General features: G+C 72.9%; 22 protein-coding genes. 14 read left to right on the forward strand and 8 right to left on the reverse strand.

Going from position 1 to position 18199, the window contains the following annotated elements; translation table 11 throughout:
- Positions 1–20: 20 nt before the first annotated feature.
- Both dapD and D0D15_RS04940 read right to left on the reverse strand, forming a co-directional pair.
- Positions 21–1001, reverse strand: coding sequence for a 2,3,4,5-tetrahydropyridine-2,6-dicarboxylate N-succinyltransferase (dapD, locus tag D0D15_RS04935; RefSeq protein WP_115944269.1), 981 nt, complete (start codon positions 999–1001; stop codon positions 21–23).
- Between the two features lie 15 nt (positions 1002–1016).
- Positions 1017–1451, reverse strand: coding sequence for a hypothetical protein (locus D0D15_RS04940; protein WP_094006938.1), 435 nt, complete (start codon positions 1449–1451; stop codon positions 1017–1019).
- Between the two features lie 34 nt (positions 1452–1485).
- On the opposite strand from D0D15_RS04940, the gene dapE reads away from it, so the two are divergent.
- Genes dapE through D0D15_RS04955 form a run of 3 tightly spaced genes read left to right on the forward strand, consistent with a single transcriptional unit; the run spans position 1486 to position 3925 of the window.
- A complete protein-coding gene (gene dapE / locus D0D15_RS04945; protein ID WP_094006887.1) occupies positions 1486–2562 on the forward strand; it encodes a succinyl-diaminopimelate desuccinylase in 1077 nt (358 codons plus the stop codon).
- A gap of 25 nt (positions 2563–2587) precedes the next feature.
- Positions 2588–3358, forward strand: coding sequence for an LOG family protein (locus D0D15_RS04950; RefSeq protein ID WP_115944270.1), 771 nt, complete (start codon positions 2588–2590; stop codon positions 3356–3358).
- Positions 3359–3925 (forward strand): LOG family protein, encoded by a 567-nt coding sequence (locus D0D15_RS04955; RefSeq protein WP_115944271.1) that lies wholly within the window; start codon positions 3359–3361, stop codon positions 3923–3925. It begins immediately after the preceding gene.
- A 241-nt stretch (positions 3926–4166) separates the two neighbouring features.
- Here the strand turns inward: D0D15_RS04955 and D0D15_RS04960 are convergent, their stop codons facing one another.
- Positions 4167–4838 (reverse strand): lysophospholipid acyltransferase family protein, encoded by a 672-nt coding sequence (locus D0D15_RS04960; protein ID WP_094006884.1) that lies wholly within the window; start codon positions 4836–4838, stop codon positions 4167–4169.
- A 47-nt stretch (positions 4839–4885) separates the two neighbouring features.
- Between D0D15_RS04960 and D0D15_RS04965 the strand changes: the two genes are divergently transcribed.
- Genes D0D15_RS04965 through D0D15_RS04980 form a run of 4 tightly spaced genes read left to right on the forward strand, consistent with a single transcriptional unit; the run spans position 4886 to position 7152 of the window.
- Entirely contained in the window at positions 4886–5830 is a 945-nt protein-coding gene (locus tag D0D15_RS04965; RefSeq protein ID WP_094006883.1) for a glucosyl-3-phosphoglycerate synthase, read from the forward strand.
- Position 5831: 1 nt separating this feature from the next.
- The gene (locus D0D15_RS04970; RefSeq protein WP_094006882.1) at positions 5832–6134 is read left to right on the forward strand and encodes a DivIVA domain-containing protein; all 303 of its coding nucleotides are present in this window, start codon (positions 5832–5834) and stop codon (positions 6132–6134) included.
- Entirely contained in the window at positions 6131–6586 is a 456-nt protein-coding gene (locus tag D0D15_RS04975; protein ID WP_094006881.1) for an SRPBCC family protein, read from the forward strand. The genes D0D15_RS04970 and D0D15_RS04975 overlap by 4 nt, the downstream gene beginning before the upstream one ends.
- Positions 6583–7152, forward strand: coding sequence for a DNA-3-methyladenine glycosylase I (locus D0D15_RS04980; RefSeq protein ID WP_094006880.1), 570 nt, complete (start codon positions 6583–6585; stop codon positions 7150–7152). The genes D0D15_RS04975 and D0D15_RS04980 overlap by 4 nt, the downstream gene beginning before the upstream one ends.
- Before the next feature lie 338 nt (positions 7153–7490).
- Here D0D15_RS04980 and D0D15_RS04985 read toward each other — a convergent pair whose 3' ends face one another.
- Positions 7491–8285, reverse strand: a complete 795-nt coding sequence (locus D0D15_RS04985; protein WP_115944272.1) for an enoyl-CoA hydratase-related protein — start codon at positions 8283–8285, stop codon at positions 7491–7493.
- Between the two features lie 168 nt (positions 8286–8453).
- Between D0D15_RS04985 and D0D15_RS04990 the strand changes: the two genes are divergently transcribed.
- Together D0D15_RS04990 and D0D15_RS04995 are read left to right on the forward strand one after the other, a co-directional pair.
- Positions 8454–8621, forward strand: a complete 168-nt coding sequence (locus D0D15_RS04990) for a DUF3117 domain-containing protein (protein ID WP_081617745.1) — start codon at positions 8454–8456, stop codon at positions 8619–8621.
- Between the two features lie 73 nt (positions 8622–8694).
- The gene (locus tag D0D15_RS04995; RefSeq protein WP_115944273.1) at positions 8695–10116 is read left to right on the forward strand and encodes a leucyl aminopeptidase family protein; all 1422 of its coding nucleotides are present in this window, start codon (positions 8695–8697) and stop codon (positions 10114–10116) included.
- 144 nt (positions 10117–10260) lie between these two features.
- On the opposite strand, the gene D0D15_RS05000 is transcribed toward D0D15_RS04995, so the two are convergent.
- The gene (locus D0D15_RS05000) at positions 10261–11190 is read right to left on the reverse strand and encodes a LysR family transcriptional regulator (RefSeq protein ID WP_094006877.1); all 930 of its coding nucleotides are present in this window, start codon (positions 11188–11190) and stop codon (positions 10261–10263) included.
- Between the two features lie 108 nt (positions 11191–11298).
- Between D0D15_RS05000 and D0D15_RS05005 the strand changes: the two genes are divergently transcribed.
- On the forward strand, positions 11299–12519 hold the full coding sequence (locus D0D15_RS05005) for an MFS transporter (RefSeq protein ID WP_244214936.1): 1221 nt from the start codon (positions 11299–11301) through the stop codon (positions 12517–12519).
- Here the strand turns inward: D0D15_RS05005 and D0D15_RS05010 are convergent.
- The 3 genes from D0D15_RS05010 to D0D15_RS05020 all read right to left on the reverse strand — a co-directional run bounded on the left by D0D15_RS05010 (position 12446) and on the right by D0D15_RS05020 (position 14383).
- A complete protein-coding gene (locus tag D0D15_RS05010) occupies positions 12446–12817 on the reverse strand; it encodes a VOC family protein (protein ID WP_094006876.1) in 372 nt (123 codons plus the stop codon). The genes D0D15_RS05005 and D0D15_RS05010 overlap by 74 nt on opposite strands.
- A 24-nt stretch (positions 12818–12841) precedes the next feature.
- Positions 12842–13615: a helix-turn-helix transcriptional regulator gene (locus D0D15_RS05015; protein ID WP_094006875.1), complete on the reverse strand. Its 774-nt coding sequence runs from the start codon at positions 13613–13615 to the stop codon at positions 12842–12844.
- Between the two features lie 129 nt (positions 13616–13744).
- Entirely contained in the window at positions 13745–14383 is a 639-nt protein-coding gene (locus D0D15_RS05020; protein WP_094006874.1) for an O-methyltransferase, read from the reverse strand.
- A gap of 190 nt (positions 14384–14573) precedes the next feature.
- On the opposite strand from D0D15_RS05020, the gene sigE reads away from it, so the two are divergent.
- From sigE to tatB, 4 genes are all read left to right on the forward strand, one after another.
- Complete coding sequence (gene sigE / locus D0D15_RS05025) at positions 14574–15191, forward strand: RNA polymerase sigma factor SigE (RefSeq protein ID WP_094006873.1); 618 nt, start codon at positions 14574–14576, stop codon at positions 15189–15191.
- A complete protein-coding gene (locus tag D0D15_RS05030; RefSeq protein WP_094006872.1) occupies positions 15188–15841 on the forward strand; it encodes an anti-sigma factor family protein in 654 nt (217 codons plus the stop codon). The genes sigE and D0D15_RS05030 overlap by 4 nt, the downstream gene beginning before the upstream one ends.
- Before the next feature lie 81 nt (positions 15842–15922).
- Complete coding sequence (locus D0D15_RS05035; RefSeq protein ID WP_094006871.1) at positions 15923–17446, forward strand: S1C family serine protease; 1524 nt, start codon at positions 15923–15925, stop codon at positions 17444–17446.
- Between the two features lie 102 nt (positions 17447–17548).
- Positions 17549–17959, forward strand: a complete 411-nt coding sequence (tatB, locus tag D0D15_RS05040) for a Sec-independent protein translocase protein TatB (protein WP_094006870.1) — start codon at positions 17549–17551, stop codon at positions 17957–17959.
- Positions 17960–18199 lie beyond the last annotated feature (240 nt).

Below are 18199 nucleotides of genomic sequence, written 5' to 3' on the forward strand. Positions count from 1 at the left end.
TAGGTGAACGAAACCCGCGTTCAGTTCGCGTGCAGCATCTCGTTCAGCTCGATGCCGGCCCCGGTGCGCGGCACGGCCTCGACCGCGCCGGTCTCCGAGTTGCGCCGGAACAGCGCGCCGGAGATGCCGGACAGCTCGCGGGCCTTGACGGTCTTGCCCTCGACCACGACCTTCGTGCCGGCCGTGACGTACAGCCCGGCCTCCACCACCGAGTCGTCGCCGAGGGAGATGCCGACCCCGCCGTTGGCGCCGATCAGGCAGCGCTCGCCCAGCGAGATGACCTCCTTGCCGCCACCGGACAGCGTGCCCATGATCGACGCGCCGCCGCCGACGTCGGTGCCGTCGCCGACCACCACACCGGCCGAGATGCGGCCCTCGACCATCGACGCGCCGAGCGTGCCGGCGTTGAAGTTCACGAAACCCTCGTGCATCACCGTGGTGCCGTTGGCCAGGTGCGCGCCCAGGCGCACGCGGTCCGCGTCGCCGATCCGCACCCCGGCGGGCACCACGTAGTCGACCATGCGCGGGAACTTGTCCACGCTGTAGACGGTGACCGGGCCACGCGCCCGCAGCCGCAGCCGGGTCTGCTCGAAGCCCTCGACCGGGCACGGGCCGTGGTTGGTCCACACGACGTTGGCCAGCAGGCCGAAGATCCCGTCCAGGTTCTGCCCGTGCGGCTGCACCAGGCGGTGCGACAGCAGGTGCAGGCGCAGGTAGATGTCGTGCGCGTCGGCCGGAGCCTTCGCGAGCGTGCCGATCGTGGTGCGCACCGCGACCACCTCGACGCCGCGGGCCTCGTCCGGGCCGAGCAGCGCGGCGGCGGCCTCGCCGAGGATCTCGGCGGCCTGCCCGCGGGTCAGCCGCTCGGTCCCGCTGGTGCCGGGCTCGCCCAGCTTGGGCTGCGGGAACCAGGTGTCCAGCACGGTCCCGTCGGTGGTGACGGTGGCCAGGCCGACGCCGTGCGCACCGGTGGTCTCGGGATTGGGGCTCTGCTCGCTCACGGCCCTAACCGTAACTCAGCCGGTCACGAGCTGGGTGTCCACCAGTTGCTTGACCGACCGGAGGCTGTCGGCGATCGAGGTGAGCGCCGTGGTGCACGCCCCGCCCGGCTCGGCGACGGCGTCGCAGTGGCTGCCGCGGTAGGCGCCGATGCCCTTCTCCAGGTCGTTCGCCGCCGCGACCAGGTCCGGGTGCTTGGTGCCGGCCTGCTCGCGCACCAGGCCCGGGGTGCTGCCCAGCTCGGTCACGTACTTGCCGCAGCCGCGCGGGGTCTGCCCGGCCGGGTCGCGGAAGCAGGTGTCCGCGGTCAGGGCGTTGAGCTTGATCGACAGCGCGTAGGGGGTTTCCGCCGGCCCGGCGCCGCCCTTCGGGGTCGGGCCCGCCTCGTTCGAACAGCCGGCCAGCACGAGTGCCAGCGCACCGAGCGTGATCAGGGGCTTCCATGTGCGCATCAGCCCACGGTACGACACCCCCTAGAGTCGGGACATGACGACTCTCGACCTGCACGCCGACCCCGTCGACCTGACCGCCGCGCTGGTGGACGTCCCGAGCGTGTCCGGGCAGGAGACGGCGCTGGCCGACGCGGTGCAGGCCGCGTTGCTCGCGCAGGCCGGGCACCTCGAGGTGGTGCGCAACGGTGACGCCGTGCTGGCCAGGACGAACCTCGGCCGGCCCGCCCGCGTGGTGCTGGCCGGGCACCTGGACACGGTGCCGGTCAACGAGAACCTGCCGGTGCGCCGCGAGGGCTCCGGCGACGACGAGGTGCTGCACGGGCTCGGCACGGTCGACATGAAGGGCGGCGACGCGGTGTTCCTGCACCTGGCCGCCACCGTCACCGAGCCGCGCCACGACGTCACGTTCGTCTTCTACGACAACGAGGAGGTCGAGGCCGTGCGCAACGGTCTCGGCCGGATCGAGCGGGAGATGCCGGAGTGGCTGGCCGGCGACCTGGCGATCGTGGGGGAGCCGTCGAACGCGGTCATCGAGGCCGGCTGCCAGGGCACCATGCGGGTCGAGCTGCGGCAGACCGGCAAGCGCGCCCACACCGCGCGCGCCTGGATGGGCGTCAACGCGATCCACGCCCTGGGCGAGCCGCTGCGGCGGCTGGAGACCTACCAGGCGCGGGTGGTGGACATCGACGGTCTCACCTACCGCGAGGGCCTGCAGGCCGTGCGGATCTCCGGCGGGGTGGCCGGCAACGTCGTGCCGGACGAGGCGGTGCTCGCGGTGAACTTCCGCTTCGCCCCGGACCGCAGCCCGGAGCAGGCCGAAAAGCACCTGCGTGAGGTGTTCGACGGCTACGAACTGTCCGTTGTGGACCTTTCGCCGGGCGCGCTGCCCGGCCTGACCGCCCCGGCGACGGCCGAGCTGGTGCGGGCCGCGGGCGGCGAGGTGGCGGCGAAGCTGGGGTGGACGGACGTCGCCCGGTTCGCCGCGCTGGGCATGGCGGCGGTGAACTTCGGCCCCGGGAACCCCACCCTCGCGCACACCCGTGAGGAGCACGTCGCGGCCCGGGAGATCCGGCAGGTCACGCGCGTGTTGCGGGACTTCCTGGGCCAGTAAGCTCGGCGGGGTGACAGGGCCAGAAGTGGACGAAGCGTCCGAGTATCCCGAGCACCCGCGGGAGAAGCAGCGGGGTCCGGTCGTGCTGCGCCGCGAGCGCCGCATCGAGCAGACCACCACCGACCAGCGCCTGCTCGACTCGCGCGGGCCCAGCGACTGGGTGCACACCGACCCGTGGCGGGTCATGCGCATCCAGGCCGAGTTCGTCGAGGTGGCCGCCGCGCTGGCCGAGGTGCCGCGCGCGGTCACCGTGTTCGGCTCGGCCCGCACGCCCCGCGACCACCCCGAGTACGAGCTGGGCCGCAAGATCGGCGCCGGGCTGGCGAACGCCGGGTTCGCGGTGATCACCGGGGGCGGGCCGGGCGCGATGGAGGCGGTCAACCGGGGCGCGTCCGAGGCCGGCGGGCTGTCCATCGGGCTCGGCATCGAGCTGCCGTTCGAGCAGGGCCTGAACCCGTGGGTCGATCTCGGGGTGAACTTCCGGTATTTCTTCACCCGCAAGACGATGTTCATCAAGTACGCGCAGGCGTTCATCTGCCTGCCCGGTGGTTTCGGCACACTGGACGAGTTGTTCGAGGCGCTCACCCTGGTCCAGACCAAGAAGGTGACGAAGTTCCCGGTGGTCCTGTTCGGACGGTCCTACTGGGGCGGGCTCTACGACTGGGTCCGGGACGCGGTGTACGCCCAGGGCAAGATCAGTGACAAGGATTTGGCGCTGCTGCACCTCACCGACGACGTCGACGAGGCGGTGGCGATGGTCGAGGAGGCCTACAAGGCCTGGGAGGACACCCACTAAGTGAAGCGGATCTGTGTGTTCTGCGGTTCTTCCGGCGGCGGCGACCCGGTGTACGTGGACGCCGCCACGGCGCTCGGCAAGCTGCTCGCCGAGCGGGGCATCGGCCTGGTCTACGGCGGCGCGAGCGTCGGCCTGATGGGCGCGGTCGCCGACGGCGCGGTGGCGGCGGGCGGTGAGGTGATCGGGGTGATCCCGGAGCACCTCAAGCGGGTCGAGATCGCGCATGCGGGCTTGTCGGAGCTGGTGGTGACCGCCGACATGCACGAACGCAAGGCGAAGATGGCCGAGTACGCCGACGCGTTCCTGGCCCTGCCCGGCGGCGCCGGGACGCTGGAGGAGCTGGCCGAGGTCTGGACGTGGGCCCAGCTCGGCTTGCACGGCAAGCCCATCGGCCTGGTCGACGTGCGCGGGTACTACCGCCCGTTCCGCGACTTCATCGACCACATGGTCACGGAGAAGTTCCTGCGCGCGGAGCACCGGGACCTGGTCTTCGTGGACGAGGACCCAGCAGCACTACTGGACGCCTTCGCGAGGTACGAGGCCCCCGACATCGCCAAGTGGCAATAACAGCACCACCACCACGACCCAAACCGCCACCCGGCAACGAAACCGGCCCCACCGCCCGAGCCACCCCTCTCCCGCCACCCGATCCCCAGCCAAATCGGTTGCCGAGCAGTCGGGTCAAGGCACGCTTTCCCGCCTTGACGCGACTTCTCGGCAACCGAACAATTGAAGATCGGGTTCGGGAGGGCACTTCTCATCCGGGCGTAGCGAAGCGAAGCCGGCGCTTGAGATACGCGCGTAGCGCCTACGCAGCTTCACCCGGACGCTTGTGGTACTTGTCCACGTACTCCTGCCCCGAAAGCTCCGCGATCGCGTACATCACCTCGTCGGTAACAGCGCGCCGAATCGCCGGCGACGCGTCCAGGCCGTCGTAGCGGGAGAAGTCCAGCGGCTCCCCGAACTCGACGGTCACCTTCGCGAACCGCGGGAACAGCTTGCCGTTCGGCACCAGCTTCTCCGTGCCGGTCAGCGCCACCGGCACCACCTTCGCGCCGGTCGCCAGCGCCAGCGAGCCCACCCCGGTGTGCCCGCGGTGCAGGCGGCCGTCGAGCGAGCGGGTGCCCTCCGGGTAGATGCCGAACACCCCGCCCTGGTCGAGCACCCGGCGGCCGGACTCCAGCGCCGCCAGCCCGGCCTTCGCGTTGCCGCGCTCCACCGGCACGAACCCCACCGCGTCCAGGAACGCGGCCATCAGACGGCCGCGCAGGCCCTTGCCGGTGAAGTACTCCGCCTTGCCGAGGAACCGCACCCGCCGCGGGCTGACCAGCGCCAACAGCGTCGTGTCCACGGCCGCCCGGTGGTTGGGCGCGAGGATCACCGGGCCGTACGCCGGAACCCTCTCCGCGCCACGCACCTCCGGCCGGTAGATCAGCTTGACCACCGGTACGGCCAGGAGACGGATCAGCTGGTAAAGCACGGTTCCTCCAGTTCGTCGTCGATTCCAGCATGGCACGATCGGCGGTCATGGACACCGGCTGGTTCGCCCTGCGCACGTGGCAGGAGCCCGATTTCGACCCCGCTGACCTGGTACGGGCGAAAGCGGGCCGCACCGTGTCGGTGGTGCTGCCCGCGCTCGACGAGGAGAAGACCGTGGGCCGGGTGGTCGCCTCGGTGCGGCCGCTGGTCGGCACGCTCGTCGACGAGCTGGTGGTCGTCGACTCCGGCTCCACCGACGCGACGGTCGCGGTCGCCGCGGCGGCCGGGGCCCGTGTGGTGCGCCGCGAGGACGTGCTGCCGGACCTCGAACCGCTGCCCGGCAAGGGCGAGGTGCTGTGGCGGTCACTGGCCGCGACCAGCGGTGACCTCGTCGTGTTCCTCGACTCCGACCTCGTCGACCCCGACCCCGGGTTCGTGCCCGCGCTGCTCGGCCCGCTGCTGCTGACCGAGGGCGTGCACCTGGTCAAGGGCTTCTACCGGCGGCCGCTGCGGGTCGAGTCGGCCGAGGCCGGCCACGGCGGCGGGCGGGTGACCGAGCTGCTCGCCCGCCCGGTGCTGTCCGCGCTGCGGCCCGCGCTGTCGGCGGTCGTCCAGCCCCTGGGCGGCGAGTACGCGGCCACCCGCGAGTTCCTCGAATCGGTGCCGTTCGCCGCGGGGTACGGCGTGGAGATCGGGCTGCTGCTCGACGCCGAGGCCCGCTACGGCATGGCCGGGCTGGCCCAGGTCAACCTGGGTGTCCGCAAGCACCGGAACCGGTCGCTGCTGCAGCTGGGCGTCATGGCCCGGCAGATCCTCGGCACCGCGCTGGCCCGGTGCGGCATCGACGCGGGCGGCTCCGGGACGCTGACCCAGTTCGTGGCCGACGCCGGGACGTGGGTGCCGCGGGAGTCCGAGGTCCTGGTGGCCGACCGGCCGCCGATGCGGCAGGTGCGCTCGGGGGACGAACCGCGCCCGGGTGTGTCACGATTCTGACGTGACGACCGCCCTGATCTACCTCCTGATCATGCTGCTCGTGGCGGCGGTGGTGTTCCTGCTGGCCGCCGTCGTGTTCGGCCGCGGCGAGGAGCTCGCGCCGTTGCCGCCGGGCAGCTCGCCGACCCGCCTGCCGGTCCGCGACATCACCGGCGAGGACGTGCAGAAGGTGCGCTTCCAGCTGGTCCTGCGCGGGTACAAGATGTCCGAAGTGGACTGGGTGATGCGGCGGCTGGGCACCGAGATCGACGAGCTGCGCGCCCGGGTGGCCGTGCTCGAGGCGGAACGGCAGACATCGGGATGATCGACCTGGTCCTGTCCGTGGACGTGCACGCGGGCGCGGGCACGACGTGGCTCGCGCTGACCGACTGGGAGCGGCAGCACGAGTGGATGCTCGGCACGCACGTCGAGGTCGTCGAGGGTGACGGGCGCAGCGTCGGGTCGAAGCTGAGCGCGTTCACCGGGGTGCGCGGGGTGGGCGTCACCGATCCGATGGAGATCACCAGCTGGGAGCCGCCGGTGCGGTGCACGGTCCGGCACCTGGGCAGCGTCGTCAAGGGCACCGGTGCCTTCCACGTGCACGCGAAGGGCGCGCACCGGTCCACGTTCGTCTGGTCGGAGAGCCTGGTGCCGCCGCTCGGGCCTGCGGGGCAGCTGGGCTGGCCGGTCGTGAAGCCCGCGTTCGTGCTCGGGCTGCGGTATTCGCTGAAACGGTTCGCGAAGTTCGCGGAGAGCTACTCGGTGGGGCAGGTGTGATGGAGTCGATCGGCGCGGACGGCGTGTCGCGGTGCCCGTGGGCGAACTCGGCGCCGGACTACGCCGAGTACCACGACACGGAGTGGGGCGTGCCGCTGCGCGGGCAGGACGCGCTGTACGAGCGGTTGTGCCTGGAGGCGTTCCAGTCCGGGCTGTCGTGGATCACGATCCTGCGCAAGCGGGAGGGCTTCCGGAACGCCTTCGCCGGGTTCGTGCCGGAGAAGGTGGCCGAGTTCGGCGACGACGACGTGGAGCGGCTGATGGCCGACGGGTCCATCGTGCGCAACCGGGCGAAGATCCTGGCCGCGATCACGAACGCCCGCGCGATCGCGGAGCTGGACCAGCCGCTGGACGAGCTGCTGTGGTCGTTCGCGCCGACCGGGAAGCGCCCGCGCCCCCGCACGATGGCCGACGTCCCGGCCATCACCCCGGAGTCGACGGCGATGGCGAAGGCGCTGAAGAAGCGCGGGTTCGCCTTCGTCGGCCCGACGACGTGCTACGCGCTGATGCAGGCCACCGGCATGGTCGACGACCACCTGGTGACCTGCTTCCGCGCAACGACATAACTGGGCACCCTGCGTGGCGGTGCGGGTGGCGGCCCCGCCCGCCAGCCCGCCACCACCCTCAACGGACGCGCTTCGCGCGGCTGAGCTGACTCAGGAGCCCCCTCGCTCCGGGATCGCCTCCTCATGAATTCCCACCCGCCGGCCCGACCACCACCCCTGGTGGACGCGCTTCGCGCGACAGTGCCAACCACCACGTCGGCGCTGTCCTCGCGAGGGGGCCCGCCCGCCAGCCCGCCACCACCCTCAACGGACGCGCTCCGCGCGGCTGAGCTGATTCAGAACCCGCGGCGGTGCGAGCTGCGTGCGTGGCGACAGCGGCTCCGCCGCCCGGAATCGCCCTACTTGCCCTGGAAGTCGGGCTTGCGCTTGGCGACGAAGGCCTCCACCGCCTCGCGGTGGTCGGCCGTCGAGCCGAGCACCGTCTGCGCGGCGTCCTCCGCGGCCAGCGCGTCCTCCAGCGAGCCCTCCGCGGCCACGGTCAGCACGTGCTTGATCTTGGCGTAGCTGACCGTCGGCCCGGCGGCGAGCTTCGCGGCGAGCGCCTGCGCCCGGCCGGCCAGCTCCTCGTCCGGCACGACCTCCGTGACCAGGCCCAGCGACAGCGCCTCCTCAGCGCCGACCGTGCGCGCCAGCAGCATCAGCTCGGCCGCCCGCCCGTAGCCGACCAGCCGCTGCAGCGTCCACGACGCGCCCGAGTCCGGACCGAGCCCGACGTTGGCGAAGGCCATCAGGAAGTTCGCCGACGACGCGGCCACCCGCAGGTCCGCGGCGTAGGCGAAAGCCGCCCCCGCGACCGCGGCCGGGCCGTTCACCGCGGCGATCACCGGCTTCGGCATCTCGACGATGGCCCGGACGATCGGGTTGTAGTGGTCCTGCACGGTCCGCAGCGGGGCCGGGTCGCCGGCCTGCAGCAGCCCGACGTGCTCCTTGAGGTCCTGGCCCGCGCAGAACGCCTTGCCCGCGCCGGTCAGCACCACCGCGCGCACCGCCGGGTCCGCCGAAGCCTCGCGCAACGCGGCGAGCAGGCGCTCCTTCAGCTCCACGGTGAGCGAGTTGTAAGCCTTGGGGCGGTTCAACGTCACGGTGCGCACGCCGTCGGCGTCAGCGGTGAGCAGCACGTCCTCGGTGGTCACCGGAGGTCCTCCTGAAAACTCGGGTGCGGGGCGATACCAGCACCTAAGCAAACACGAAAAGATCGGTCCGCGTTCGCGCGCCCATCCTGATGAGGGAGAATGGGGCCTGACCCGGTTGGCTTGAGGAGCGCGACCCGGGCGCGCCGGTTGATACGGAGGGAGCACGCTATGGCGGCCATGAAGCCCCGGACCGGAGATGGTCCCCTCGAGGTGACTAAGGAGGGGCGGGGCCTCGTGATGCGCGTTCCGCTCGAGGGCGGCGGGCGACTTGTCGTCGAGCTGTCGGCCGAAGAGGCCAAGGATCTGGGGGTTGCCCTGCAGGAGGCCACCAGCTGAGCACGTCCCGTCCCGTCGTCACCGGCTGACGTCACGCGCGGCCGCAGTCCCTTGAGTTCCAGGAGGTCGCCAGATGGCGCGGTTCCCCCTGCCGTCCGTTCCCAGCCGCCTGATCGACGTCGAGGTCGCCGACGCGCGCCGTCGTGGCGCCGACCTGGCCGTCCTGGTTCCCGCGGGTGCGGCCGCGCCGGTCGGCGGGGTCGAGCACTCCGGCAAGGCCGGTGAGGTCCGCCGGGTCCCCGCCGGGGACGTGCGCTGGCTGGTCGGGATCGGCGAGGGCGAGCCCGCGCAGTGGCGCACCGCGGGCGCGGCGCTGGCCCGGGAGGCCGCCGACGTCAAGGCCGTGCAAGTCGAGCTGGGTGGCGACGTCACCGGCGAGCAGGTCGCGGAGCTGACCCTGGGCGCGCTGCTCGGCGGGTACCGGTTCAAGGTCACCGCGGAGGTGGACGAGCCCGCGTTGCGCACCCTGCGCCTGATCACCGCGGAGGCCGGTCACCAGCGCATCGTCGAGCGCGTGCGGGTGCTGGCCGGGGCGTCGGCGCTGGCCAGGGACCTGGCGAACACGCCGTCCAACGTCAAGAACCCGGAGTGGCTGGCGGACACCGCCGCGCGCCTGGCCGGCGAGGTGCCCGGCCTGAGCGCCACGATCCGGGACGAGCAGTGGCTGGCCGCGCAGGGCTTCGGCGGGGTGCTCGCGGTCGGCGGCGGTTCGGCGAGCCCGCCGCGGCTGATCGAGCTGACCTACCGGCCGCGCGGCGCGGTGCGGCACCTGCTGCTGGTCGGCAAGGGCATCACGTTCGACACCGGCGGTCTGTCGATCAAGCCGGCCGACGGGATGCACCTGATGCGCACCGACATGGCCGGTGGTGGCGCGGTGATCGCCGCGGCGCTGGCGATCGCGTCGCTGCGGCTGCCGGTGCGGGTCACGGCGCTGGTGCCGGCGGCGGAGAACCACGTGTCCGGGTCGTCGTACCGGCCGGGCGACGTGGTGCGGCACTACGGCGGGCGGACCACCGAGGTGTCCAACACCGACGCCGAGGGCCGCATGGTGATGGCCGACGCGCTCGCCTACGGGACCCGGCGGTTCAGCCCGGACGCCGTGGTCGACGTGGCCACCCTGACCGGCGCGATGAAGGTCGCGCTGGGCCTGCGGACCGGCGGGCTGTTCGCCACGGACGACAAGCTGGCCGACGAGATCCGCGAGGCCGGCGCGAGCGTGGGGGAGGCCTGGTGGCGGATGCCGCTGCTGGACGCCCACGCCGACGCGGTGCGCGGTGAGCTGGCCGACGTGAAGCAGGCGCCGGGCGGGCCGGGCGGCATCACGGCGGCGCTGTTCCTGCGCGAGTTCACCGAGGGCCTGCCGTGGGCGCACCTGGACATCGCGGGCCCCGCCCGAGCCGAAAAGCCCTACGCGGAGGTCGTCCCCGGCGCGACGGGCTTCGCGGCGCGGACGCTGGTGGCGTTCGCGGAGTCGTGGGGCTCGGACCAGGGGTAGCTCCGGGGCGCCGTCGCGGCGATGGGGCCTGCTCGCGTGGCGCGGACGCTGGTGGCGTTCGCGGAGTCGTTCGTAGCTCCCGGGCGCCGTCGTGGCGGTGCCAGTGCCGGTGGCCGGTAGCCGGGTGAGTCCGCGCGGGTCTCGTCAGGCGTAACGTGCGCCGTTCGTGCGGACGTGGTCGCGGAAGGCGGCGACCGCTGGGGTCGGCTCCTCGCCCGCCCGCCAGGTCAAGCCGATCGTCCGGCTGACCCGCGGTGACAGCGGCACCTCCACCACCCCGGCCGGCGGTACCGGCCCGAACCGCGGCAGCAGCGCCACCCCCAGCCCCGCCGCGACCAGGCCCCGCGCGGTGTCCGACTCCTGGCTCTCGAACGCGATCCGCGGCTCGAAACCGGCCGCCGCGCAGAGGTCGTCGATGATCTGCCGCAGCCCGTAGCCGTGCTCCAGCGTCACGAACGGCTCGCCGGCCAGCTCCGCCACCCGGATGCGGCGCCGCCGGGCCAGCGGGTGCGCCTCTGGCACCGACAGCAGCAGCTCCTGCTCCGACAAGGCGAAGCTGTCCAGCGTCGCGGTCTCCGGCAGCGGAGCCACCAGCGCCAGGTCCAGCTCACCGTCGGCGAGGCGGTCCAGCACGTGTTGCCGCGAGCCCTGGACCAGCGAAAACCGCACCCCGGGGTGGTCGGCGCGGAAGTCGCGCAGCAGCGACGGGACCAGCCACCGGCCCAGCAGGTGCAGGAATCCGAGCACCACGTGCCCGCGATCCGGCGAGATCTCCTCCCGCGTCTGCCGCACGCCCGTCTCGACCGCGGCGAGTGCCCGCGCGGCCGTCGCCGCGAGGATCTCGCCCGCCCTCGTCAGGCGGACGCCGCGCCCGTCCGGCCGGGTCAGCGGCGCGCCGACGATCTCGGCCAACGCGGCCAGCCGGCGGCTCACCGTCGGCTGCGGGACGCCCAGCCGTTCCGCCGCACGGGTGATGTTGCGCGTCTCACGCAGGGCGGACAGCAGCGCCAGGCTGGGGGCCAGCTCCGCCGCCAGCCGCTGGTCAGACGCTTCAGCCGAATTCTCATACGCCACGGTATGAATAGTGCCAGTTCTACGCATTGGAAGTATCTGTTAGCGCGGCTTACTTTTGAGGGCGTGTCAGTCGATGTGCCCGTCTCCGTCCGCCCGGAGACGCGGCGGGTGAAGCTCGCGGTCGCCGCCGCGGGGATCTCGTCGTTCGCCCTGCTCTACGCGCCGCAACCGGTCCTGCCGCAGCTCGCCGCGCAGTACCACCTCGACCCCGGCTCGGCGTCGCTCGCGGTGTCGGTGGCGACCGGGGCGCTCGCGATCGCGGTGCTGCCGATCGCGGCGCTGTCGGAGATCGTGGGGCGGCGGCCGATCATCATCGCGTCGGTGACGCTGTCGGTCGTGCTGGGCCTGCTGATGCCGTTCGCGCCCTCGTACCCGGTGCTGTTGGTGCTGCGGGCGCTGCAGGGGATCGCGATCGCCGGGTTCCCGGGCGTGGCCTCCGCGTACCTGGTGGAGCAGCTCGGCAAGACCGGGGTGGCCGCGGCGGTGGGGGCGATGATCGCGGGCAACACGGTCGGCGGGATGCTCGGCCGGTTGTCCGCCGGGTTCAGCGCGGAGGCGCTGGGCTGGCACGGCGCGCTGGCCGTGGTCGCGGGCGTGGCGCTGGTGTGCAGCGCGATCACCGTGGTGTCGCTGCCCGCCGGTGCGCGGGCGCCGGGGGAGCGGTCGCGGGGCGTGCTGAGCGGGATGGGTCTGGCGTTGCGGCGGCCGGTGCTGCTGGCGCAGTACGGCGTGGCGCTGCTCGCGATGGGCGCGTTCGTGGCGATGTACAACGCGGCCGGGTTCCGGCTGACCGGGGACCTCGGCCTGTCCCCGGCGGTCGCGTCACTGGTGTTCCTCGCCTACGCGGTGGGCTCGGTGTCGTCGTCGAACGCGGGCCGGCTGGTCGCCCGGTTCGGACGGCCGCGCGCGGTGCTCGGCGGGCTGGCCGTGATGGCGAGCGGGATCCTGCTGACCCTGCCCGATTCGCTGCCGCTGGTGGTGCTCGGGTTCGTGGTGCTCACCGGCGGTTTCTTCGCCGCGCACGCGGTGGCCAACGGCTGGGCCGCGGCCGAGGCGCCGGAGGGCGCGCGCGGCCAGGCGTCCGGGATGTACACCCTGGCCTACTACCTGGGCAGCAGCGTCGGCGGCACGCTCGGCAGTGTGGTTTTCGGGCACTTCGGCTGGCGCTGGCTGGTCGGGGCTGCGGTGGTGTGGCTGGTGCTGGCTGGTGGGACGGTGGTCGGCCTGCGCGGGCGTGGTGTTCGGCGAGCGGTGGTCAGCCCTCCAGCAGGAAGTACTCGTTCCCGAACGGGTCGGCGAACCACGTCGCCATCACGCCCCACGGCATGACCTGCGGTTCCCCCACGAACCGCACGCCGCGCGCGGTCATCTCGGCGTAGGCGGCGGCGACGTCCGGCGTGATCACCGTGATGCCGGTGCCGCCCGGGGCCACCGCGCGCTCGTAGACCTCCGGCTGCCCGAGCACGATCGACGTCCGCGCGCCCGGCGGCGCCACGGTCAGGAACCGGTGGACCGGCCCCAACCGCACGTCCTCCCGCTTCTCCCAGCCCAGCGTGCCGACGTAGAAGCGCAGAGCCTCCTCCTGGTCGCCGACCAGGATGGTGGCCGAGTGCAGGTGGGTGATCACCCTCCGGACGCTACGGCGGCGCTCTCACCGGTGTCTTCTCCGTTCTTGCGCATCGGCCGAGGCCAGCGCCGGCAGGGCGATCAGGACCGGCGGCGACCAGTCCTGACCCAGCTCCAGGTGCACGTCGCGCTGGTGCACCGGCGCCTCCGCGGACACCCGGACCGCGCGCGGGCAGGCGCCGAGCACGGTGCGGCCCGGGATGAGCTGGGCCGCCGGGCCGGTGCCGGTGGGCAGTGCCGAGGACATCACCCAGTACGTGCCCGGTGGGACGCCGGGGAGCAGGAAATCGCCCGGTTCGGCCAGCAGCGTGCCGCTGACCGGGAACCCGCGCGCGGCGCGCTTGGAGAACAGCCCGACGTAGACCGCCGGGTTCGGGCCCAGCGCCATCAAGGCGGCCGGGCTCAGCCGGACCGTGCCCATGACCGTGCCGCCGCCCGCGCCCGGCACCGACACCGGGTGCGGCGGTGAGCCGGTGAGCACGTCCGGCAGCCGCCGGAACTCGACGGGCGTGGTGCCGACCGCGGCGGTGAAGCGGGTGGTGAAGGTGCCGACCGCGGAGAACCCCACCGCGTGGCAGATGTCGATGATCCGCTCGTCGGTCCGCAGGAGCAGCTGTTTGGCCTTCTCGAACCGGCGGGCCGTCAGGTACTGGCACGGCGGCATGCCCAGCTCCCGCGTGAACGTGCGGGCCAGGTGGAACGGGCTGTAGCCGACGTGGTCGGCGACGTCCCCCAGCCCCAGCGGTTCCGCCGCGTGCGTGGTGATGAACCGCGCGGCGCTGACGACTGCCTCGCGCATGACGACCCCCTCGTCGATCCGGACATTTCGCGTGAGGTGATCCTGCACCAGGGGTACGACAATTTCGAGGGGCGTCACCGGCTGCCAGCGCCCGGCGACGCAGCGCAGACCAGCGCTGACCAGCGGCGATCACTGCACCGCGGCGACCAGCAGCCCTCCGCCGACCGGCAGCAGCGCCGGCACCAGTCGTTCGTCCTCGCGGATGGCCCGCGCCAGTTCGCGCGCCGCGAGGGAGCCCGGCTCCCGCCGCTCGCCGCGGGCCGCGTCCGTCACGCCGTGGAACGCGATCACCCCGCCCGGCCGCAGCAGCTGCACGCCGTGCTCGTAGTAGCGCGGGTACTCGGCCCGCGCCGCGTCCACGAACACCAGGTCGTACCCGCCGCTGGTCAGCCGCGGCAGCACGTCCAGCGCCCGGCCCATGATCAGCCGCGTCCGCCCGGGCGGGTACCCGGCCTCGCGGAACGTCCGCCGCGCCGCCTGGTGGTGCTCCGGCTCGATGTCGATCGAGGTCAGGACCCCGTCCGGCGCCATGCCGCGCAGCAGGTAGAGCCCGCTGACCCCGATGCCGGTGCCGATCTCGACCACCGCGCGGGCCCGCAGGCTCGTCGCCAGGAAGCACAGCGCCGCCCCGGTCGCGGGTCCGAGCGCCGCGCAGCCCAGCTCCGCCGAGCGCGCCCGTGCGGCGAGCAGCGCGGCGTCGGCCGGGTGGTCGGGCAGGTAGCCCTCGGCGTGGTCGCCGCCACTCGCCGCGAGCGTCTCGGAGGTCACGCGCGCAAGGTTAGCGCTGGTCGTCGCCAAACCCGCGGAAGACGTGCACACTTCTCTCAGGCGGCTCTCAGTCTCGTCTCACTACCCACATAAGGAGAGAGGCCAAGCTGGGTCTCAACGGGCACCAGGGGTACCCGGGAACACAGTGCGGATGGCCCGCGTTGGACAGATCAGTTGGGAGAACAGCCTGATGGAGGTGCCGTCCCCCACGATGCAGAACAGCCTGAAGAACGAGCAGGTCGAGGGCCACCCGGTCACGGTCGACGAGTCCGCGTGGACCCCGCCGTCGTGGGACGAGGTCGTCCGCGAGCACGGCGACCGCGTCTACCGCCTGGCGTACCGCCTGACCGGCAACAGCCACGACGCCGAGGACCTCACCCAGGAGACGTTCATCCGGGTGTTCCGCTCGCTGGCGTCCTACAAGCCGGGCACCTTCGAGGGCTGGCTGCACCGCATCACCACGAACCTGTTCCTGGACATGGCGCGCCGCCGCTCGCGGGTGCGCATGGAGGGGCTGCCCGAGGACACCGACCGCATCGTCGGTGACGACCCGAGCCCCGAGCAGGTGTACAGCGACACCCACCTGGACCCGGACCTGCAGGCCGCGCTCGACGAGCTGCCGCCGGAGTTCCGCGCCGCCGTGGTGCTGTGCGACGTCGAAGGGCTTTCCTACGAGGAGATCGGTGCGACGCTCGGCGTGAAGCTGGGCACCGTGCGCAGCCGGATCCACCGCGGCCGGCAGGCGCTGCGTGCCTCGCTCGAACGGCGCCGGGCGGCCAAGGAGGAATCCGTGGGGGTTTCCGCATGAGCGAACTGCGAGGCTGGGGCCTGCCCGAGTCTCACCTGCTTCCCGACGCCGTCGTCGCCTTCGTGGACGGCGAGATGAGCCTGGGCGCCCGCGAGCGTGCCGCGTCGCACGTCGCGCGCTGCCCGATCTGCGCGGCCGAGGTGACGTCGCAGCGCCAGGTGCGCGCGGCCGTCCGGCACGCGGGAGCACCGTCGATGCCGGCCAGCCTGCTGGCGAGCCTGCGCAACATCCCGCAGGACACCGACCTGCCCACCAGTCCCGACAACCTCGCGGTGACCGAGGACGGCCAGCTGGTCGCGATCCAGCGGCCGGACCGCGTCGCCGGCCTCAAATCGTCCCCTTTTGGGTCGTCGGCGCCGCTCGGGTCGAGCGCGCCTCTCGGTAGCGGTTCCGCCGTGCTGGGCGGGCAGCGTCAACCGTCGGTGCGGCGCCGGGTCGCGCAGGGTGCCGGGGTGGCCGTGTCCGGCCTGGTGCTGAGCGCGCTCGCGCTCGTGGTGACCTCGTCGACCGGCGGCGATCCGACCCAGGCCAACCCGGAGCCGGGGCAGGCCCCCGCGCCCGGCGTGCTGCGTGCCCAGCTCGGCGGCGAGCCGAGCGCACCGGCCACCACCACGACCACCACCACCCCTGCCCCAGTGGCCGGTCGCTGACGCGCCCTTCACCGCCCGCGCGGGACAATCGGTGGCGTAGGGTCGCGCCGACAACACGACGAGCCAGCCACCCGGGGAACGATGAGTCAGCCGAATCCACCACAGGACAGCGCCGGCGCGGAACCGCGGCTGGCGCCGCGCCCGCTGGACCGGCCGCCGGTGGATCCCGCGGAGGCCGGTGTGTTCGGCCGCCCGCACGGCGTGGACGGCGCCTTCGACAAGCTCTACACCCCCGGCACGCGCAACGGCGACAAGATCGCGTCCACGCCGCCGGCGCCGGAGTCGCTGGCCGAGGCCTTCGGCCGCCCGCCCGGCGCGGAGGACGTGCGGCTCCAGCGGCCCGCCGGGGACAACGGCAGGCACCCGGGCGGTGAGCCGGAGCCGCCGCTGTGGTCCCGGATGACCGACCCGTGGCGCGATCCGGGTTCGGCCGCGGTGCTGTCCCGCCCGGCGCTCGATCCCGACGACTCCGACGACTCCGACGCCGACCGTCCGCGCAGCGCCCAGCTGTCGCTGCCGGAGCTGCTGTTCGGCCGCCGGGTCAAGCCGGTCGCGCTGGGCCTGCTCGGGGTGATCTGCCTGCTCATCGGCGCGGTCGGCGGCCTGATCGGCTGGTGGCTCGGCGGCGCGGGTGACTCGCTGACCGGCTCGGCGACGATTTCCGAGGCCGAGGCTGGCAAGGAACGCGCGCCCGGCTCGATCGCCGACATCGCGCAGCGCGTCGCGCCCGCGGTCATCTCGATCGAGGTCAAGTCCGGCCAGTCCGGCAGCGTCGGCTCGGGCGTGATGATCGACCCGCAGGGCTACGCGATCACCAACAACCACGTCATTTCGCTGGCCACGAGCGATCCGCAGGCCAAGATCACCGCGGTGTTCACCGACGGCACCCGCACCGAGGCGCGGGTCGTCGGGACGGACCCGAAGACGGACCTGGCCGTGATCAAGGTGGCCGTGTCCAATCCGACGGTGCTGCAGATCGGCGACCCGGCCAGCCTCGAACCGGGCGATTCGGTGATCGCCGTCGGCTCGCCGCTGGGGCTGGAGAACACCGTGACCTCGGGCATCGTCAGCGCGCTGCACCGGCCGGTCACCGCGGCGGGGGAGAACGGCGAGCCGCCGGTCACCTACGACGCCATCCAGACCGACGCGCCCATCAACCGCGGCAACTCGGGCGGGGCGCTGGTCGACTCCACGGGCGCGCTGGTCGGCATCAACTCGTCGATCCGCACCGATGGTGGTCAGGACGGTTCGGGCGGCAGCATCGGCATCGGGTTCGCGATCCCGGCCGACGACGCCATCAAGATCGCGCGGACGCTCATCAGCAGTGGTCAGGTCAAGCACGCCGACATCGGGGTGAACGCGGCGTCGGTGGCGGCGGAGACGTCGGAGGGCGCGCAGGTGCTCAACGTCGCCGACGGTGGCCCGGCCGCGCGGGCCGGCATCGCGGAGGGCGACGTCATCACCAAGCTCGGTGACCGGCTGGTGCGCAACGCCGCGGAGCTGACGGTGGCGGTGCGGCAGCACGAGATCGGCGAAACGGTGCCGGTGCAGCTGGTGCGGCAGGGGCGGACGCTCATGGTCGACGTGACGCTGGGCTCGGACTGACGGCGCGGTAGCCGAGACGTGAACTCCTCGATCAGCGGTGGACCGGGGCTGTCGCCGAGGTAACCTGGGAGAGCTACGGCCGTGTGAGGCGGAGGTTCGCGAATGTTCGAAAGCGTTGGCTGGGGCGAGATCCTCGTCCTGATCGTCGCGGGCCTGTTCATCCTCGGCCCGGAGCGACTGCCCGAGGCGGCCGCGTGGCTGGGCCGCAGCGTGCGGAAGGTGCGCGACTTCGCGAACGGCGCGCGGCAGCAGCTGAAGGACGAGATGGGCTCGGACTTCGAGCAGTTCCAGAAGCCGCTGGAGGACCTGCGGCAGCTGCGCAACTTCGACCCGCGCCGGGCGGTGACGCAGCACCTCTTCGACGGTGACCCGGACCCGCTCGGGATCAACGGCCTGTCGGGCGGAAGCGTGAAGCCGAACGGCTACCCCGCGGCGGCCAGCCCGGCCACCAAGGCGGAGCCGGAGCCACTCAAGCCAGGCGAGAAGCCACCGGTGGACCCCGACGCCACCTGAGCAAAGAAGGCGCCCCTGACGGGGCGCTCTTTTTTTGGGAGCGTGCCCGAAAACCGCCGGCCGGCAACGCAACAGCACCGACTACCCCAAGGGCCGCGCGGCAGCCCTGCACAACCCCCGCCCGGCAACGCAACAGCACCGACTACCCCAAGGGCCGCGCGGCAGCCCTGCACAACCCCCGCCTGGCAACGCAACAGCACCGACTACCCCAAGGGCCGCGCGGCAGCCCTGCACAACCCC

Source organism: Amycolatopsis thermalba, from assembly GCF_003385215.1.
Lineage (GTDB): Bacteria > Actinomycetota > Actinomycetes > Mycobacteriales > Pseudonocardiaceae > Amycolatopsis_E > Amycolatopsis_E thermalba.

What these genes read in the sequence shown, in the direction of transcription:
- D0D15_RS04995 (WP_115944273.1), top strand. Translation starts at nt 8,695, where the DNA reads ATGGCGCGGTTCCCCCTGCCGTCCGTTCCCAGCCGCCTGATCGACGTC.
- dapE (WP_094006887.1), top strand. Translation starts at nt 1,486, where the DNA reads ATGACGACTCTCGACCTGCACGCCGACCCCGTCGACCTGACCGCCGCG.
- D0D15_RS04940 (WP_094006938.1), bottom strand. Translation starts at nt 1,451, where the DNA reads ATGCGCACATGGAAGCCCCTGATCACGCTCGGTGCGCTGGCACTCGTG.
- tatB (WP_094006870.1), top strand. Translation starts at nt 17,549, where the DNA reads ATGTTCGAAAGCGTTGGCTGGGGCGAGATCCTCGTCCTGATCGTCGCG.
- D0D15_RS04965 (WP_094006883.1), top strand. Translation starts at nt 4,886, where the DNA reads ATGGACACCGGCTGGTTCGCCCTGCGCACGTGGCAGGAGCCCGATTTC.
- D0D15_RS05035 (WP_094006871.1), top strand. Translation starts at nt 15,923, where the DNA reads ATGAGTCAGCCGAATCCACCACAGGACAGCGCCGGCGCGGAACCGCGG.
- D0D15_RS05030 (WP_094006872.1), top strand. Translation starts at nt 15,188, where the DNA reads ATGAGCGAACTGCGAGGCTGGGGCCTGCCCGAGTCTCACCTGCTTCCC.
- D0D15_RS04975 (WP_094006881.1), top strand. Translation starts at nt 6,131, where the DNA reads ATGATCGACCTGGTCCTGTCCGTGGACGTGCACGCGGGCGCGGGCACG.
- D0D15_RS05015 (WP_094006875.1), bottom strand. Translation starts at nt 13,615, where the DNA reads ATGCGCGAGGCAGTCGTCAGCGCCGCGCGGTTCATCACCACGCACGCG.
- D0D15_RS04990 (WP_081617745.1), top strand. Translation starts at nt 8,454, where the DNA reads ATGGCGGCCATGAAGCCCCGGACCGGAGATGGTCCCCTCGAGGTGACT.
- sigE (WP_094006873.1), top strand. Translation starts at nt 14,574, where the DNA reads ATGGAGGTGCCGTCCCCCACGATGCAGAACAGCCTGAAGAACGAGCAG.